The 18615-nt window shown below is 70.9% G+C and carries 12 protein-coding genes and 1 riboswitch; of the genes, 5 read left to right on the top strand and 7 right to left on the bottom strand.

The annotated features are described in order from the left end of the window. Positions 1-69: 69 nt before the first annotated feature. Both IB242_RS00790 and IB242_RS00785 read right to left on the bottom strand, forming a co-directional pair. Positions 70-882 (bottom strand): UDP-2,3-diacylglucosamine diphosphatase, encoded by an 813-nt coding sequence (locus IB242_RS00790; protein ID WP_192275295.1) that lies wholly within the window; start codon positions 880-882, stop codon positions 70-72. Next, positions 879-2621 (bottom strand): lysophospholipid acyltransferase family protein, encoded by a 1743-nt coding sequence (locus IB242_RS00785; protein ID WP_192275294.1) that lies wholly within the window; start codon positions 2619-2621, stop codon positions 879-881. Before IB242_RS00785 ends, IB242_RS00790 begins: the two co-directional genes overlap by 4 nt. Positions 2622-2821: 200 nt before the next feature. Here IB242_RS00785 and metK point away from each other — a divergent pair, with 200 nt between their 5' ends. Together metK and IB242_RS00775 are read left to right on the top strand one after the other, a co-directional pair. After that, positions 2822-4033 (top strand): methionine adenosyltransferase, encoded by a 1212-nt coding sequence (gene metK, locus IB242_RS00780; protein WP_192275293.1) that lies wholly within the window; start codon positions 2822-2824, stop codon positions 4031-4033. 148 nt (positions 4034-4181) lie between these two features. Further along, positions 4182-5114 carry a hypothetical protein gene (locus tag IB242_RS00775; RefSeq protein WP_192275292.1) on the top strand — a complete coding sequence of 311 codons (933 nt, stop codon included), beginning with the start codon at positions 4182-4184 and terminating at the stop codon, positions 5112-5114. Between the two features lie 63 nt (positions 5115-5177). Here the strand turns inward: IB242_RS00775 and IB242_RS00770 are convergent, their stop codons facing one another. The 5 genes from IB242_RS00770 to IB242_RS00750 all read right to left on the bottom strand — a co-directional run bounded on the left by IB242_RS00770 (position 5178) and on the right by IB242_RS00750 (position 15430). After that, the gene (locus tag IB242_RS00770) at positions 5178-5558 is read right to left on the bottom strand and encodes a DUF6180 family protein (protein WP_192275291.1); all 381 of its coding nucleotides are present in this window, start codon (positions 5556-5558) and stop codon (positions 5178-5180) included. A gap of 119 nt (positions 5559-5677) precedes the next feature. After that, positions 5678-6865, bottom strand: coding sequence for an OmpA family protein (locus IB242_RS00765; protein WP_192275290.1), 1188 nt, complete (start codon positions 6863-6865; stop codon positions 5678-5680). Between the two features lie 52 nt (positions 6866-6917). Further along, the gene (locus IB242_RS00760; protein ID WP_192275289.1) at positions 6918-9875 is read right to left on the bottom strand and encodes a tetratricopeptide repeat protein; all 2958 of its coding nucleotides are present in this window, start codon (positions 9873-9875) and stop codon (positions 6918-6920) included. Between the two features lie 21 nt (positions 9876-9896). Continuing rightward, entirely contained in the window at positions 9897-12611 is a 2715-nt protein-coding gene (ppc, locus tag IB242_RS00755) for a phosphoenolpyruvate carboxylase (RefSeq protein WP_192275288.1), read from the bottom strand. A gap of 308 nt (positions 12612-12919) precedes the next feature. Next, positions 12920-15430 carry a prolyl oligopeptidase family serine peptidase gene (locus IB242_RS00750; RefSeq protein ID WP_192275287.1) on the bottom strand — a complete coding sequence of 837 codons (2511 nt, stop codon included), beginning with the start codon at positions 15428-15430 and terminating at the stop codon, positions 12920-12922. Between the two features lie 139 nt (positions 15431-15569). After that, a riboswitch (S-adenosyl-L-homocysteine riboswitch) is annotated at positions 15570-15672 on the top strand. Between the two features lie 38 nt (positions 15673-15710). On the opposite strand from IB242_RS00750, the gene ahcY reads away from it, so the two are divergent. The 3 genes from ahcY (at position 15711) to IB242_RS00735 (ending at position 18615) form a co-directional block, all read left to right on the top strand. After that, positions 15711-17153, top strand: a complete 1443-nt coding sequence (gene ahcY, locus IB242_RS00745; RefSeq protein WP_192275286.1) for an adenosylhomocysteinase — start codon at positions 15711-15713, stop codon at positions 17151-17153. Positions 17154-17262: 109 nt separating this feature from the next. Then, complete coding sequence (locus tag IB242_RS00740) at positions 17263-17841, top strand: hypothetical protein (RefSeq protein ID WP_192275285.1); 579 nt, start codon at positions 17263-17265, stop codon at positions 17839-17841. A 111-nt stretch (positions 17842-17952) separates the two neighbouring features. Continuing rightward, entirely contained in the window at positions 17953-18615 is a 663-nt protein-coding gene (locus IB242_RS00735) for a polymer-forming cytoskeletal protein (protein WP_192275284.1), read from the top strand.

The raw sequence follows: 18615 nt of genomic DNA, 5'->3' as shown, positions 1-18615 counted from the left end.
AAGGACACCGATCCTACCGTGTCGCCCTGCGCCGCCGCTGCCATCGCACCGGGCCGGCGGCGTCGCCGTTCATGCCGCCTGCGGCAGGTGGCCCGGCTGCGGCCGCGCAAGCAGCTCGGCCAGCGTCTCGCCGCTGTGCGCCAGCAGGCGCAGGCTGCCGTCGGCGGCCTCGGCCAGCACGGTCAGGCTTTCGACCCAGTCGCCATCGTTCGCATAGACCAGCCCATCGCGCTCGAACAGGCCGGCCCGGTGGATGTGCCCGCAGACGATGCCATCCAGCCCGCGCCGGCGCGCATCGTCGAGCCCGGCCTGGACGAAGCGGTCGATGTAGCGCTCGGCCGCCGCGCTGCGCCGCTTCAGGAATTCCGACAGCGACCAGTAGCGCAAGCCCAATCGGCGGCGCGCGCGGTTGAACCACTGGTTGCCGGTGAGGATGCGGTAATACAGCCAGTCGCCGAACTTTTCCTGCAGCCCGCCGAAATGCGTCGCCGCGTCATAGTCGTCGCCATGCACCACCAGCAGCCGGCGGCCATCGGCGGTGGCGTGGATCGCACGCCGGCGCACCTGCATCGCCGGCAGCACCAGGCCGCACAGGCGCCGCAGCGGGCGGTCGTGGTTGCCCGGCACGTAGATCAGCTCGGTGCCCTCGCGCGCCAGCCGGTGCAGCGCGTCGACCACGCGCTGGTGGGCCGGGCCCCAGGCGGCGCGCCGCTGCGCCATCCACCACAGGTCGACGATGTCGCCGACCAGGTACAGCTGGCGGCAGCGCAGCGTGCCGAGGAAATCGGCCAGTTCGGCCGCGTGGCAGTGGCGCGAACCAAGGTGCACGTCGGACAGGAACACGGTGCGGTGAACCGGCAAGGCGACGGGCGCGGGGCTCATGCGGTGGCCTCCCCGGTGACGGTGGTGCCGAGATAGCGGCGGCGCTTGTGCGGCCGCAGCCGCTGCAGGTCGACCTCGATCAGGCCATCGACCGCGTCGGCGAAGTCCGGGTCGATGCCGAAGGCAAGAAAGCGCACGCCGTCGGGTTCGCACAGTTCGGTGTACTGCTTGTAGAGCATCGGCAGGGTCGCGCCGAGCGCATCGAGGTTGTGCCGCAGCACACGGAATGCGGTCTCCGCGTCGAGTCCGTCGAACTGCGGCAGCGCGGCGGGACACGGGAACGGCTGCGCGGAGATCGCATCGCCGCTGTCGGTGGTGCCGTAGTAGCGCGCGTAGTAGCCGACGATCTGCGCGCGCGCCGCTTCCGGCAGCGCCGCGCTGATCGACACCGGACCGAACAGGTGGCGCACCTGCGGGTGCCGCCGCAGGTAGGCGCCGATGCCCTGCCACAGGTAGTCGATGCTGCGCCCGCCCCACTCGTCCGGGACGACGAAACTGCGGCCCAGCTCCATCCCGGCCGCGATCTTCGGCAGCATCGCCTCGCCGTAGCGGAACAACGCGGCGGTGTAGAAACCGCCCAGCCCACGCTCGGCCAGCACGCGCGCGCCGCGGGCCACGCGGTAGGCGCCGACCACGCGCGCGGTCGGCGCGTCCCACAGCACGATGTGCTCGTACCAGGCGTCGTAGCGGTCCAGGTCCAGCGCGCGGCCGGTACCCTCGCCCACCGCGCGGAAGGTCAGCTCGCGCAGGCGGCCGAGTTCGCGCAGCAGCGGCGCACCGGCGGCCAGCCGCCCGACCCGGATCTGGCGGCCGTCGCGGGTGCTGCCGAGCAGGTCGAGCGCGGCGATGCCGGCGGCCACCTGCTGCGGATCGACCGGTTCGGCCAGCGCTTCGGGGCCGGTCGCGGCGCCAGCATCCGCCACCGGCAGGCGACCGGGCTTGCGCCGCTTCGCCAGGCCATACAGTTCGCGGCGCAGTGCGCGCAGCAGCAGCTCTGCCGGCACATCCGCCGGCAGCTGCCGCGGCTGGCCGAACGCCAGCGCGATCGGCTGCCGCCGCGGCGTGTACATCTCGCGCGCCAGCAGCACCGTGCCGGCCGGCTTGAACACGGCCGACGCGCCGTAGAACAGCGCCGAATTGCGCGTCTGGATCCACACCGGCAGCACCGGCGCACCGGTGCGCCGCGCGAAGCGGACGACGCCATGTCGCCAGCGGGTATCGGCGATGCCGCGCAGGCCCAGCCGCGACACCTCACCGGCCGGGAACACGATCACGCACTGCTCGCGTTCCAGCGCCTGCTCGATCGCCGCCAGACTGGACGCACCCGGCGTACCGCCCAGGATCCGCACCGGCAGCAGCAGCGGCTGCAGGCCGTCGAGCATCGACAACAGGTCGTTGGCCACGATCCGCACGTCCTGCCGGACCCGGCCCACGCAGTCGAGCAGGGCCAGCGCATCGAGCGCGCCGGACGGATGGTTGGCGATGATCAGCAGCCGGCCGCTGGCGGGAATCCGCGCGATGTCGGCCGGCGCCGCATGGTGGACGGCGCCCAGATGGGCCAGCGCGGCACGGACGAAGTCGAAACCGCGCAGACCGCCATGTTCGGCCAGGAAGGCCTCGGCCCGGTCCAGCCGCGACCAGCGCTGCAGGCCGCGGAGCAACGGGCGCACCACCAGGACGCGACGCCCATGGAACCAGTGCGGGTAGCGGTCCTGCAGGTGGCGTTCGATCGCGCTCATGCGCTGCGTCGTCGTCGGCGGGATGGCCGGCAGCCTGCGCCCGGGCGGCGACAGCCATGTTGCAGGCGTGCGACCCGGCGATGACGCGGGACGCCGCCGGTCTTAACCCGCCTTCAACCCCCGGCAGGGCATCATGCACACCGGCCCGCACCTGTGTATCATGCGCGCCCATCTTTCCATCCGAATACAAGGATATAGCGATGTCCAGCTATCTCTTCACCTCCGAGTCGGTCTCCGAAGGCCATCCGGACAAGATCGCCGACCAGATCTCCGACGCGGTGCTGGACGCGATCCTCGCCCAGGACAAGCGTGCCCGCGTGGCCTGCGAGACCCTGGTCAAGACCGGCGTGGCCATCGTCGCCGGCGAAGTGACCACCAGCGCCTGGATCGACCTGGAAGCCCTGACCCGCAAGGTGATCCTGGACATCGGCTACAACAGCTCCGACGTCGGTTTCGACGGCGAGACCTGCGGCGTGCTGAACCTGATCGGCAAGCAGTCGCCGGACATCAACCAGGGCGTGGACCGCAAGAACCCCGAGCAGCAGGGTGCCGGCGACCAGGGCCTGATGTTCGGCTATGCGACCAACGAGACCGACAGCTACATGCCGGCCGCGATCCACCTGTCGCACCGTCTGGTCGAGCGCCAGGCGCAGATCCGCAAGAAGAAGAACTCGCCGCTGTCGTGGCTGCGTCCGGACGCGAAGTCGCAGGTCACCCTGCGCTACGAGAACGGCGTGGCGACCGCGATCGACGCGGTGGTGCTGTCGACCCAGCACGATCCGGGCATCAAGCAGAAGGACCTGGTCGAGGCCGTCCGCGAGGAGATCATCCGCCCGGTGCTGCCGGCCAAGTGGCTGCACAAGGGCACCAAGTTCCACATCAACCCGACCGGCAAGTTCATCATCGGCGGCCCGGTGGGCGACTGCGGCCTGACCGGCCGCAAGATCATCGTCGACACCTACGGCGGCTGGGCCCGTCACGGTGGTGGCGCATTCTCGGGCAAGGATCCGTCGAAGGTCGACCGTTCGGCCGCCTACGCCGCGCGTTATGTCGCCAAGAACGTCGTCGCCGCCGGCCTGGCCGACCGCTGCGAAGTGCAGGTCTCCTACGCGATCGGCGTGGCCGAGCCGACCTCGATCTCGGTCACCACCTTCGGCACCGGCAAGATACCGGACGAGAAGATCGAGAAGCTGATCCGCAAGCACTTCGACCTGCGCCCGTACGGCATCATCAAGATGCTGGACCTGATCCATCCGATGTACCAGCCGACCGCGTCCTACGGTCACTTCGGCCGCAAGCCGAAGGAATTCACCTACACCGACGGCGCAGGCAAGCAGCACACCGCCACCGCGTTCTCGTGGGAGAAGACCGACCGCGCCGACGCGCTGCGCGCCGATGCCAAACTGAAGTAAGCCGCGCATCACGTCGTGAGCCAGTCCGGAAGGCCACCGCAGGGTGGCCTTCCGCTTTTCCGGTGCGCGGCGATCCGCACCCGCACCGCACGCGGCCTTGGCCGATACTGGGCACTTCCCCTTCGCTGGACCCCGGAAGACGCCCGTGATGAGCCCCGTGCCGGATCTGCCGGCGTCGCCGGCGCTGACGTTCGCCAGCGTCACGACCACGGCCAGTGGCGACCGGGTCTGGCTGCTGGCAGAGGACGCCGACGGCGCGCCCCTGCTGCTGCAGCTGCGCGGCGACACCTGGCGGTGCTTCGCTCTGCACTGGCATCCGGTCGCACTGCACGCAACGACCACCCCATCGCTGGCGCTGTACCTGTTCGGTGCCGAGGCGGAGCTGCTGCTGGCCGACCGCGACGGCTGGCAAGACCTCGGCGACACCGGCAGCCGGTCCAGTGCACGCGGCATCATGCGCAGCGGCCTGCGCCTGGGCGACACGCTGTACGTCGCCGGCATGTCGGGCCAGGTCTATCGGCGGCAGGTGGGTGCGCCGGCGTGGGAGGACATCTCGCCGGTGACCGGCACCATCGACGTCTCACGCTCGGGCGCATCGATCCCGGATCGGCTGCTGGGCATCGAGGCCCTGTGTGCGACGCCAGGCGGTGTGCTCGCTGTCGGTTTCGACGGCATCGCGCTGCTGTTCGATGGCGATGCATGGCACCGGCGCATCGTGCCGACCGCATCCACGCTCAATGCAGCCGCGCACATCGATGGCATCACCTATGCCTGCGACCAGGACGGCATGGTCTACGCCGATCGCGGTGACGGATTCGTGCCCACGCTGGACGCGCCGGCGCCCGCTGGTGGGCTCTGGTCGGTCATCGGCTTCGCCGGACAGGTCTTCCTCGCCGGTCCGCGCCGGGTGTACCGACTGGCAGGAAGGACGCTGGAACCGGTGGACACGGGGCTCGGTCCCGATGCCACCTGCGGTGGTCTCTCTGCGAGCGACACGCTGCTGTGGAGCGTCGGCCCGCAGCATCTGGCCTGCTCGCACGACGGAATCCGCTGGCAGCGGATCGGCCACGCGTCGGCCTGATCCGCCGCCACGCCGGAACGGGCCGACGCGGTGCAGCCCGTTCTCGTTGCGCCGCGGCAATCCTCAGCGCGCGGCCTTGCGGATTTCCGTCGCGACCTGCGCCTTGATCCGGTCCACATCGGCGCTGCCCGGCCCGGTGTAGTCGAAGGCCTGCACCACGAACACGGTCTGGTCGCCGGCGGCGATGCAGTAGGCGACCAGCGAACGCCCGTCCTGGCGCGGCCCGGACACGTGGGTGACCAGCGTGCCCTGGTTCTGGTCGACCCGGGTGGTGTAGCCGAGCGCATCGGCGGCGCGGGCGATGGCGCTGCGGCAGGCGCCCAGGCTCAGCTTCGCGGTCGGGACGCGGTCGACGTCGTAGCTCAGGCTGAAGTCGCCGGCCTGTGCCCGGGTCGGCAGCGCCAGCAGGGCGGCGACGCCGGCGGCGGCGAGGATGCGGATCATGCGGGCTCCTGGTGGTTGCAGTGCACGGGGCGATCGTTGTGCCACCGGGCGCGTTGCCGCCGCGTGCATGCGGTGCGGCGGACGTCACGGCCAGCGCCGGCCCGACGCCCCGGCACCGCTCAGGTCCGCACGAAGATCTCGACCCGGCGGTTGAGCTGGCGCCCGCCTGGATTGTCCACGCCCGCGACCTCGTTCGGGGCCACCGGCTGCGCCTCGCCGTAGCCGCGTGCGCTGGCATCGGTCGCGGTCCCGCGCTGGCGCAGGGCGGCCACCACCGACTGCGCGCGACGTTCGGACAGCGACTGGTTGTAGTCGTCGCTGCCCTTGCTGTCGGTGTGTCCGCGCACCTCGATGCCGCGCGCCTGCACGCCCTTCAGCGCAGCGGCCAGCGTATCGAGCACCTGCGCCGCAGCGCCGCGGATGTCGGACTTGTCGAAGTCGAACAGCACCCGGTCGTTCAGCGTGATCAGGTAGCCGCAGGGCGCCCCCGGCGGCGCGAACTTCTGCAGCGGCGGGAAGCGGCCGGCCGGCGGCACCCTCGGCAGCGGCGGCATCCGCACCTCGCGCATGTCGACCGTGCCGGTGCCGTCGCCGTTGTTGATCACCAGGCCCTGCGGGCCGTTCCATGTGCCCGAGCCATCGGCCTTGATCTCGACCAGGCCCAGCGGCCCGTTCCAGGTGCCGCCGCCATCGCCCTCGTTGAGCACCAGACCGCTCTTGCCGTTCCAGCTGCCGGCGCCTTTGCCATCGAGCGTGATCAGCCCGGCAGGTCCGTTGTAGGTGCCGGCGCCATCGGCTTCGACCTGCAGCAGGCCCTGCTCGCCATTGATGGTGCCGCTGCCATCGGACGCGACCGTGACCAGGCCACCGGCGAAGTTGGCGGTACCACTGCCGTCGGGCCCGATCTCGAACAGGCCCTCGTCGCCATTGCGGAGCAGGTTGCCCTGCGCGTCGACGCTGGTGATGCCCGCGTCGACCAGCAGCGCGCCAGCGGCGTCGCAGCGCGCCGGCGCGACGCTGATGCCGGCGATGGGATCGAGGATCGGCTGCATCGACGCCTCCAGCGCGCGCTGGGCCGGCGTCACCCCGGCGATCTCGGGGACCACGATCAGCGGGATCGCCGGAAACTCGGGGGCGCCTGCCTCATCCTGCGCGACCGCCCCGGCTGCCTCCGGCGCCGGTGCGGCGGCCCCTGCGGAAGGGGCGGGTGCGGCCTGCTCTTCCGCAGGTGGCGCCTTGCCGCAGCCCGCCAGCACCGTCACCGCCGCCACTGCCAGCCACACCCGTGCATTGCGCATCGTGTCCATTCCTGCTCCTTGGTCGGAGCAGGGATCATAGGAAGCCGAAGATGACTCGATGCTATCTGCTGGACGTGGTGCCGACGGCATCCGCAGAGGCGGCCTGCAGGGTCCTGAGCGCCTCGTCGCGCACCTTGGTCATCGTGGAATCCAGCGCCGCGGGATCCATCGCCAGCAGCGCATCGAGATGCCGGGCCTTCAGCGTGTCGGCCTCCGCACGCCGGCCCTGGAGTTGCAGGATTTCGTACAGCCGGATCGCGCTCTCGAGCACGTCCGGCGAATCGCCCGGCGTCGTTTTCAGGCGCAGGCCCAGCGCGGTTTCGTGCGCGATCCGCGACTGCTCGAGCTGACCGTTGTCGCGATGGATGTCGCCGATCAGGTCCCAGATGCCGGAGACCATCGGATGCTCGAGGCCCAGCACGCGTTCCTGCCCCTCCCGGCAGATCTGCGCCTGCTCCAGCGCTTCGCCGTACCGGCCGCGCTTGCGCAGGACGCTGGCCAGGCTGCCATGGGCGAGCAGCGTGTTGGGATGGTCGGCCCCCCGTCCCTGCAGATGCGCGGCGAGGATGCGCCGCTGCACGGCGATGGCCTGGTCGAGGAATGCATGCTCCGCGGGCGAACCGGCCTCGCTCAATCCCGCCCGCCTGTCCAGGATCACCACGATCACGGTCAGCGGCGAGATCGTCTGCGGCGCCTCGGCACCGAACAGCAGGCGCCGGCGCAGCACGATGTCCTCGGCCTCCGCCTGGATGCGGGCAAGGCCGGCATCGTCCGTGGCCAGGCGCAGGGCGTTGGTGGCTGCAAGATAGCGGGCATCGAGCGTTTCGGGATGGCCCCGCCCGTAACGCCGGGTCAGCACCTCGACCGCTTCGTTCGCCAGCGCCAGCGAAGGCTCGAAGCGCTTCAGGTCGCGCAGCAGACGCGCATGCGCGAACATCGCGCTCAGCGTCTCGCGATGCTCGTCGCCCAGAGTCGCGCGGAACAACGGCAACAGGGCCTCCGTTTCCGCCGCCGCTTCGTCGCGCCTGCCGGCCTGGGTCAGCACTTCGGCGCGCAGGCGCCTGACCTGCAGCAGGTCCTTGTCCGTCTCCGTGCGCGAGCGTGCCAGTGCATCGCGGAGCTGAGCGTAGCGTTCGAGCGCTTCCGGAAAACGTCCGCGCTGGGCGTCGATCGCGGCGACACCGGCCAGCGCCTGCCGTCGCAGCGGGTCTTCGACATCCCGCCCGTCCGTCGCCGCGAGCAGCTCCAGGTACAGCGGCTCGGCTTCGTCCGTCCGTCCGAGGGCGTTCAGGAAGATCGCCAGATCCAGCCGCGCCGACAGCACCTCGTCGCTCTCCGCCGGCAGCTCCGCACGCGCGTCGAGCACGCGCCGGATCTCCTGCTCCGCACGTTCGTTGCTGCCGAACGCGGCGGCCACCCTGGCCAGGCGCTGGCGCAGGTCCGCCGCCAGCACCGGATCGCCGGCGACGTCGCGGTCGATCTGCTCCAGCGCGTGGGTGACGATGTAGCGGTCGAGCACCTCACGGGCGATGCCGCTGGGATCGGCCAGCGCGAACGCCTGCTCCAGCCGCTCCGGCGACAGCCGCTGGCCGCTGCCGTCGGCCGCATCGGCGGCAAGCAATGCCCCGCGCTGCGCATCGGCCATCGCCATGCCCACCGCTTCCACGTCGATCCCCAGCAGCATCGACTGCTGGAACTCGACCATCTTCTGCAGCTGGCGGCCGCGTTCCTCGGCCATCGCCTGCTGGGTGCGGGCACGGTCGAGCGCGGTCAGCGACGCGACCAGGCCACCGACCACCGAGGTCGCCACCACCAGCGAGGCCGCGATCGCCCAGACGTTGCGCTGCACGAACCGACGTGCGCGGTACCAGCGCTGGCCATCGCGTGCCTGCACCGGCCTGCGTTCCAGGTAGCGGCGCAGGTCGTCGGCCAGCGCCGCCACCGACGCGTAGCGCTGCGCCGGCTCCTTGCGCAGCGCCTTCAATACGATCGCATCGACGTCGGCAGGCACCGCCGCACCCTGCCCGCGCGGCGGGCCGGCGTCGCCGCGCGCCAGACGGCGGCTGGGCGGAGTGACGTCGGTATGGATGATCGCCTGGTAGAGGCCGGCGGGCGTGTCGACGTTCGCGAACGGCGCGCTGCCGCAGACCAGCTGGTACAGCACCGCACCGAGCGAATAGACGTCGGTCGCGGTGGTCAGCGGCTCGCAGGCGACCTGCTCGGGGCTGGCGTAGGCCAGGGTCAGCGCGTGCTGGCCTGTCTCGGTCCGTGCCGCGGCCACGTCGCCTTCCTCGATCAGGCGGGCGATGCCGAAATCCAGCAGCTTCGGCTCGCCGCGCGCATCGACCAGGATGTTGGCCGGCTTGATGTCGCGGTGGATCACCAGGCAGCGATGCGCATCGGCGACCGCATCGCAGACCTTCAGGAACAACGCGATCCGCTGCTGCAGCGCGAGCCCGGCCGCATGCACGTCGATCCGCTCGCCTTCGACGTATTCCATCGCCAGGAACGGGCGGCCGTCGCCGAGGATGCCACCGTCGAGCAGGCGGGCGATGCCCGGATGTTCCAGCCGCGCCAGCAGCGCACGCTCGCGGGCGAAGCGCTCGCGCAGCTCGGGCGAGGCCTCGGCCACCGCGTTGAGCAGTTTCAGCGCCACGCGCTGGACGAAGCCGCCATCGCTGCGCTCGGCCAGGTAGACCACGCCCATGCCGCCGGCGCCGAGCCGGCGCAGCAGCCGGTACACGCGCGGAGTCTGCGCGGAGGCCCCCTGCCCGCTCAGATCCGGTGTCGCCGCCCCACCGGCCGGCACCGCCAGCGCGTCCATCGAGATCGCCAGCGTGGCGTCGCCCTCGATGCCGGCCAGCAGCGCGCGCACTTCGGCCTCCAGCGCCGCGTCGCCCCCGCACTGCGCGGCGATCCATTCCTCCCGCGCCTTCCCCTGATGGTCCAGCGCATCCATCACGATGCGCTTGACCTGCTGGTACCGCCCTGTCGACTCCGGTTCCACCTGCATCCCCATGCCCGGCGTCCCCACGCCGGCTCAGCCCGTATTCTGCACCCCTTGTGCGACGCCGTTCACACTGGCGACCAGGGCACGCAGCAACGCGTCGTCCTCGCGGCCGCTGGCGCGCCAGCGCTGCAGCAGGTCCACCTGCAGCACGCTGATCGGGTCCACGTACGGATTGCGCAGCCGGATCGACAACGCCAGGCGCTGGTCGTGCTCGAGCAGCCAGCCACCGCCGTTGAGCGCGATCACCCAGCGCCGGGTCAGCTCCAGCTCGCGCTGGATCAGGGGGAAGAAGGCCTGGTGCAGGGCATCGCCGGCCAGCCGCGAGAACATCCCGGCGATGCCGATGTCGCCCTTGGCCAGGACCATCGCGATGTCGTCGAGGAAGGTCTTGAAGAACGGCCAGTCGCGGGCCATCTCGCGCAGTGCGTCCTCGCCATGCGCATCCACCGCGGCCTGCAGGCCGCTGCCGACGCCGTACCAGCCGGGGATCACCGCGCGCGCCTGGCTCCAGGCGAACACCCAGGGGATCGCGCGCAGGTTGGTCAGTGCCGCATCCTGGCCCAGCCGGCGCGACGGCCGCGAGCCCAGGGTCATCCGCTCGATCACGTCGATCGGGGTGGCGGTGCGGAAGTAGTCCATGAACCGCGGCGCGCCGACGAAGGCCCGGTACTGCCGGCTGCTGGCGGTGGCGACGGTGGCCATGACCGCGCGCCAGGCATCCTCGCGCGGCTCGGCCTCGCGCGGCCGCAGGCTGGCGCGCAGCACCGCGCCGACCGACTGCTCCAGCGAGCGCAGCGCCAGCGCGCGGATGCCGTACTTGCGGTGGATCACCTCGCCCTGCTCGGTCACCCGCAGGCGGCCGTCGACACTGCCGCGCGGCGCCGCTTCCAGCGCGCGCGTGGTCTTGCCGCCGCCGCGGATGATCGAGCCGCCGCGCCCATGGAAGAAGGTCAGGCGGATGCCCAGCGCCTGCGCGGCCTCGACCAGATCCACCTGGGCGCGCTGCAGGCCCCAGCGCGAGGCGGCGATGCCGCCGTCCTTGCCGCTGTCGGAGTAGCCCAGCATCACCATCTGCACGTTGTCGCGCGCTGCCAGGTGCGCCCGGTAGACCGGGTCGGCCAGCAGGTCGCGCAGCACCCCGGTGCCGTGACCGAGGTCGTCGATGGTTTCGAACAGCGGCGCGATGTCCAGCGGCACCTGGCCCGCGTCGTCGACCAGCCCGCCGCGGCGCGCCAGCGCCAGCACGGTGAGCACGTCGGCGCGGTCGTGCGCCATCGAGATGATGTAGCTGCCCAGCGCGTCGGTGCCGTGGCGCTGGCGCGCGTCGGCCAGCGCGGCGAACACCGCATCCAGTCGTGCGTTGCCCTCCTCGTCGGACGCCGGCAACACCTGCTCGCCGCTGGCATGCGGCTGCAGCCGCTTCGCGCGCTCGACCGCGTCCAGCGCCTCCCAGTCGTCCACGCCCAGCGCGGTCGCCACCGCACGCGCATGCACGCCCGACTCCTGGCGCACGTCCAGCCGCGCCAGGTGGAAACCGAAGGTCCGTACCCGCCACAGCAGGCGGCGTACCGCGAACCAGCCGGCATGCAGGCCCTTGTTGGCGGCCAGACTGTCGAGAATCAGCTGGATGTCGGCTTCCAGCTCGGCCGGACCGGCGTAACCGCCGGGTGCGTCATCCAGCGTCGCCTGCAGGCGCGCGCGCATCAGGTCGTTGAGCAGGCGGTACGGCATGTCGCCATGCCGCGGCCGCGACCGGCCGACCGCCTCCGGCAGCAGCGCGCGGTACTGCTCCACGCGCGCCAGCACCGCCTCGCTCACCGCGACCAGCGTCGTCGACTGGCTCAGCAGGCTGGCAAGCTGCCACAGTTCCTTCAGGTACAGCTGCAGGATCGCGCCACGCTGCGCGTCCAGCGTGGCGGTGACCGTGGACGCATCCACGTTCGGGTTGCCATCCATGTCGCCGCCGACCCAGGTGCCGAAGCGCAGCAGGCGCGGCAGCGCCGGCGCATCGCCGTACGCCTCGCGCAATGCGTGTTCCAGGCTTTCGTACAGCGCCGGCACCACGCGGTAGAGCACGCGGGTGAGGTAGAAGCCGACGTGCTCGCGCTCGTCGCCCACGGTGGGACGCACCGGCGAGGAGTCGGCGGTCTGCCAGCTCGAGGTCAGCGCCATGCGGAACCGTGCCTGGTCCACCTCGCGCTCGTGCGGGGTGCGCTGGCCGTCGAGGTCGTCGACCAGGCTGGCCACCATCAGCTGTTCCTTCTCCAGCAGCGCACGACGCACCGCCTCGGTCGGATGCGCGGTGAACACCGGCTCGATGTCGATCCGCGGCAGCCAGCCGGCCAGCTCGTCCAGGCTCACGCCCTTGGCCTTCAGCCGCTGGACCGCGTCGTGCAGGCTGTCCGGCTGCGGGGTGCCGGCGGCGGTGCGCTGGTAATCGCGGCGGCGGCGGATGCGATGCACCCGCTCGGCGATGTTGACCACCTGGAAGTAGGTGCTGAACGCGCGGATCAGCGACTCGGCGTGCTCCGGCGGCAGCCCGTCCAGCAGGTCCGCCAGCGCGGCCATGTCGTCCCCGTTCTGGCGCCGCGCGATGGCGGTGGTACGGACCTGCTCGACCTCGTCGAGAAAGCCGGGCGAGACCTGCTCGGCGAGGACATCGCCGACCAGCGCGCCGAGGCGGCGCACGTCTTCACGCAGGGGCACATCGGGTGCGGCGAACTCCAGCTGGGGTGGTGCATTCATCGGGGCAACGACCGTCCGTACGCGGGAAACCTTCCGAGCTTAGCCGATGCTTCGGCACGATGTGCGGTGCAGCAGAAGGTTTCAGCAGAACCTTCCTGCGCACCCGGAATCGCACGCGATCCCTGCCGCTGGCGATGTCCCGCCCTGTCCCGCACGCCATCGCGTGGACGGCCCGTACGCGTGCATCACAGGGGCCGGGGCAGGTTCTCGCTCCAGCCGACGATGGCCCGGCGACGGCATGCGTTGCGATGGAAACGACGATGCCCGGGCGGATGGCCCGGGCATCGTCGGGTGACGCACGGCGCGCATCAGCGCGCGGCAGGCTGCCCCTGCGCGCCGACGACATGCGTCTGCAGCCAGTCGTCGGTTTCGGCCAGCATGTGCAGGATCGATTCGCGCGCCCGGTAGCCGTGCGATTCGTTCGGCAGCATCACCAGACGCGCGGTGCCACCCAGGCCCTTGATCGCGCCGAACAGGCGCTCGCTCTGCATCGGGAACGTGCCCGAGTTGTTGTCCTGCTCGCCATGGATCAGCAGGATCGGATCCTTGATGTTCTGCGCGTAGTTGAACGGCGACATCGTCAGGTAGGTCTGCTGCGCCTGCCAGTAGTTGCGCTCTTCGGCCTGGAAGCCGAACGGGGTCAGCGTGCGGTTGTAGGCGCCGCTGCGGGCGATGCCGGCCTTGAAGATGCGCGAGTGCGCGAGCAGGTTGGCGGTCATGAACGCACCGTAGGAATGGCCGCCGATGGCCACCTTTTCGGGGTCGGTCACGCCGCGGCGCACGACCTCGTCCACCGCCGCCTGCGCACTGGCCACCAGTTGTTCGACGTAGGTGTCGTTGGGCTCGGCATCGCCCTCGCCGACGATCGGCATGGTCGGGCCGTCGAGCACGACGAAACCGCGCGCCAGATACGGCAGCGGGCCCCAGTAGCTGATCGCGTTGAAGCGGTGCGGCGAGCCGATCACCTGGCTGGCCGCATCGGCCGACTTGAACTCGCGCGGGTAGGCCCACAACAGGGTCGGCCGCGGCCCGTCGCGCTGCGGGTCGTAACCCGGCGGCAGGTACAGCGTGGCGCTGAGTTCGACGCCATCGGCACGGCTGTAGCGGATCAGTTCCTTGCGCACCTCGCGCAGCTGCGGCAGCGGGTGCGGGAACCGGGTCAGCACGGTGTGGTCGTCGATCACGCTGCCGAACGTCACGACCCGGTAGTTGGTCGGCTCGGTCGGCGATTCGCTGGTGATCAGCAGCCGCGTCGCGCCGTCGTCGAGCAGTGCGCGCGGCACCTCGTAGCGCCGCTCATGCGAGTGGAACAGGCGCGAGGTCGTGCCGCTGGCCAGGTCGTAGCGGTCGAGGAACGGGCGGTCGCCTTCGGGCGAGGCGCCATCGCCGATCAGGTACAGGCTGTTGCCGTCGGCGCCGGTGAGCAGGCGCTGGCGTCCGCTGGCGTCGGCCACCGTCACCGGCTCGCCCGGATCGGCGTAGCGGTCTTCCGAGGACCGGTCGTGCAGCAGTTGTGGCGCCTGCGCGGGGTGGTCGGGCTGGATCCGCCAGCTCTTCGTGCGGCGGGTCTTGCGCCACATCTCGTCGAGCAGGGCGAGGTCGCCGCGGCCCCAGGTGATGCCGGCGTAGCGGTACTCCAGATCGGCCACGCGCACCGGCGCGGCGGTGAACGGCGCGGCCTGCAGGAACACCGCGTCACGCACCTGCGCTTCGCGCGCGGGATCGCCGCCGTCCTGTGCTTCGGCCCACACCAGGGTGGCCGGCGCGTCGGCGCGCCAGCTGACCGCACGCACGCCGGTGGCGACCGCGTCGTTGCCGGTCGGCAGGCCGTCGACCAGCGGCAGCCGGGCGACGGTGTGCTGCGGCTTGCCGGCGGCGTCGAGCACCTCGATCACGCGCGGAAAGCGGAACACCGGCACCAGGTAGGAGAACGGGCGCTCGACCCGCTGCGCCAGGATGTGCGCGCCACCCGGCGCGACCGACAGGCTGGTGAACAGGCCCGGCGCGCCGAGCAGCGTGGTCCTGCCCTGCAGGTCGACACGGGCCGGCTGCACGGTCAGGTAGTGCTCCAGCGTCCGCGCATCGGTCTCGTTGCGCAGCAGGTCCTGGTAGGTCCGCACCGAGCGCACGCCGGCGCCGGCCTCGGTTTCCTGGATCGCCGGGCCGGTCGGCACCGCGTCGGCGGCAGGCAACGGCAGCGGACGCGCCGGACGCAGCTGCACCAGCAGGCCGCGGCTGTCCGGCAGCCACGCATAACCGCCGCCATTGACCGTGTTCAGGCCGGCGACCAGACGACGCGCGGTGCGGGCGGCGATGTCGACCAGCCACAGCTCGTTGCCGCCGCTGGCACCGTCGATGTGGTTGAACGCCAGGTGCCGCTGGTCCGGCGACCAGGCGATGCCGGCGATGGCCAGGTGCTGCGGCAGGCCGGCGATGCGGGTCTCGGCACCGGTGGCGATGTCCATCAGCCACAGGTCGCTGCCGAAGCTGAATCGGCTCTCCGCATACACGCGCGGATGGATGCGCAGGCCGCCCAGCTTCAGTTCGGGCTGGGCGACCACGTCGATGCCCGGCAGGTCCGGCGTGCGCACCATCGCCGCGATGTCGCGCTTCGGCCCCAGGCTCAGGGTCGGCGCGCGCGGCGCGTCGACGATCGCCTTCAGCGCGTCCACCGGCATGCGATAGCCAGCGTCGGCCGCCGCGGGCGCAGTGGCTGCCGGAGTGGAGGCGCCCGCATGGAAGGCGCAGGCGGCGATCAGGACGCCGGCGGCGAGCCGGGCGACGGACAGCCGCGGCAGGTGAACGGAAACGGGTCGCATCGGACGGAAGCTCCTTGGGTGGCAACCGGACTGGATAGCCGGCCGACGCCCGCGACAGCCAGTGGCAAAAGTCCCGGACCGGCATCCGGACAGGCGCCGGCAAGGGTCGTGGGCGGGGCTTCCGATATACTGCGCGCCACCCGCCGAGGGGCGCTGCGACCGTACGGACATCCGCCTGACACCAGGCCGGGGCGACGGCCAGGCTCGGCGCGTGTCTTCATGTTCAACGGCGCCCGGCGACAGCCAGCATCGAGCTGGCCCACGAACCGGAGCATCCGCAATGAACGCGCAAGTGAAGACCTTCTCGACCGAGGGCGACTACAAGGTCGCCGACATCTCCCTGGCCGACTGGGGCCGCAAGGAACTGGACATCGCCGAGCACGAGATGCCGGGCCTGATGTCGATCCGTCGCAAGTACCAGGCCACCGCACCGCTGAAGGGCGTGCGCGTGACCGGCTCGCTGCACATGACCATCCAGACCGCGGTGCTGATCGAGACCCTGAAGGACATCGGCGCCGACGTGCGCTGGGCCTCGTGCAACATCTTCTCGACCCAGGACCACGCCGCCGCCGCGATCGCCGCCACCGGCACCCCGGTGTTCGCCTGGAAGGGCGAGACGCTGGAAGAGTATTGGGACTGCACCCTGGACGCGCTGACCTTCACCCTGGCCGACGGCACCCAGACCGGCCCGGAGCTGGTGGTCGACGACGGCGGCGACGTCACCCTGCTGATCCACAAGGGCTATGAGCTCGAGAACGGCAGCAAGTGGGTCGACGAGCCGGCCTCCTCGCACGAAGAGAGCGTGATCAAGGCGCTGCTCAAGCGCGTCGCGGTCGAGCGCCCGGGCTACTGGACCCGCGTGGTCAAGGACTGGAAGGGCGTCTCCGAAGAGACCACCACCGGCGTGCACCGCCTGTACCAGATCGCCGAGGCCGGCAAGCTGCTGGTGCCGGCGATCAACGTCAACGACTCGGTCACCAAGTCCAAGTTCGACAACCTGTACGGCTGCCGCGAGTCGCTGGCCGATGGCCTCAAGCGCGCGATGGACGTGATGCTCGCCGGCAAGGTCGCCGTGGTCTGCGGCTACGGCGACGTCGGCAAGGGCTCGGCGCACTCGCTGCGCGCCTACGGCGCCCGCGTGATCGTCACCGAGATCGACCCGATCTGCGCGCTGCAGGCGGCGATGGAAGGCTTCGAGGTCAACACCGTCGAAGACAGCCTGGGCCAGGCCGACATCTACGTCACCACCACCGGCAACAAGGACATCATCACCCTGGCGCACATGCAGGCGATGAAGGACCAGGCCATCGTCTGCAACATCGGCCACTTCGACAACGAGATCCAGGTCGACGCGCTGTACGCCTCGGGCGCGCAGCGGATCAACATCAAGCCGCAGGTCGACAAGTTCGTGTTCGCCAATGGCAACGCGATCTTCCTGCTGGCCGAAGGCCGCCTGGTCAACCTGGGCTGCGCCACCGGCCACCCGAGCTTCGTGATGTCCAACTCGTTCGCCAACCAGACCCTGGCCCAGATCGACCTGTGGGCCAATAAGGACGTCTACGAGAAGACCGTCTACCGTCTGCCCAAGGCGCTGGACGAGGAAGTCGCTCGCCTGCACCTGGAGAAGATCGGCGTGAAGCTGACCACCCTGAGCCAGTCGCAGGCCGACTACCTCGGCGTCCCGGTGGAAGGCCCGTACAAGCCGGATCACTACCGCTACTGATCCATGCGTGGCCGCGGGCGCCATGGTGCGCCCGCGGTCCATCCCTGCGGGCCGGCACGGCGTTCCTGGCAGGCATGCCGATCCGCCGGCCCACTGCAGAAGGCGCACCATGTTCGGACTGTTCAGGAAGAAGACCCCCGGCACCATCGTCCTCACCCTCAATGCGCGGCTGCAGCCGATGCACCGTGCCGAGCTGGAGGATGCGTTCGACCAGATCGCCGACCGGGAAAAGCTGGGCGCACGCGTCGTCGGTGGCGGCACCGCGCTGTCGGCCGATGGCGAGGTCGAGAACTGCGACATCGAGGTCAGCCTGGACGACTGCACCCGCAAGACCGCCGAGCACATCGCCGGGATCTTCGGCGCCATGCTCGCGCCGCACGGCTCACGCGTCACCCTGCCCGGTGACGGTGGACAGTTCGCCTTCGGAAGCCACGAGGGCCTGGCCCTGTACCTCAACGGCACAGACCTGCCCGACGAGGTCTACGCGAGCTGCGACGCCAATCACGTCCACGACGAATGCATCCGCCTGCTCGACGGCGCCGGCATGGTCCACAGTCATTGGCAGGGGCCGACGGAAAGCGCGCTGTACATGTACGGCCGCAGCTTCGAGGAGATGCACGCGCGCATCGCCGCCTTCATCGCCAGCTATCCGCTGTGCCGCGACGCGCGGGTGGTGCGCATCGCCTGATGCGCGCTGGCGCCGTGACGCGGGCAGCACCTGCGTGCTCCGCGCCCTGGCCGCCAGCCTGCAGCAGCGCAGGATCCGCCTGCTGCCCCCGTCACCAATGAGGATCTGCATGTGAACCCGCATCTGGCCGCGGTCCGCCGCGTGCACGACACCACGCCGAACGCGGCCACCGCACAGGCACTGCAGCTGCTCGGCATGGGCGGCGACTGGCAGCTGCTGCCCGGCCCGCATCGCGTCGAAGGCGCCAGCTGGCGCACGCCGGCGCCGTTCCTGGTGATCGACGGCGATCTGCATGCCGAAGGCAATCTGGTGGTCGCCACCGGCCGGCACGACCACGGTGTGCTGATCGTGCTCGGCGACCTGCACTGCCGCAACCTGATCACCGGCCACGACCAGCATCTGGTGGTCACCGGCGATCTGGTCGCCAGTGAAGCGGTCGTCGCCGCACTGGCCGACAGCAGCACCGTGCTCGGCGGCAGCGTCCGTGCCGACACGGTGATTTCCGGCGCCGGCGCCTGGCTCACGCTCGCAACCGCCGATGCCTTCCGGGCGGCACGCTGCGACAACTATGTCATGGTCGGCCAGACGCCGTTGACACCGGCCGTGCCCTCGCCACTGACCGGGCTGCTCGTCGATGCGGTGCTCGACCGCGACGACTGGGATGCCATGGACGCCGACGAACGCGAAGGCGAGGAGATCGGCGACTACGTGCTGCTCGACGAATCCGCCGCGCTCGTCCGGCTCGCCGACGGCGGTTCGATCCTGCGCCGCTGA

The sequence above is a fragment of the Xanthomonas sp. XNM01 genome, from assembly GCF_014851915.1.
Taxonomy (GTDB): domain Bacteria; phylum Pseudomonadota; class Gammaproteobacteria; order Xanthomonadales; family Xanthomonadaceae; genus Pseudoxanthomonas.
The sequence above is the reverse complement of the archived record's forward strand: the minus strand, read 5'-3'. Positions and strand labels throughout refer to the sequence as shown.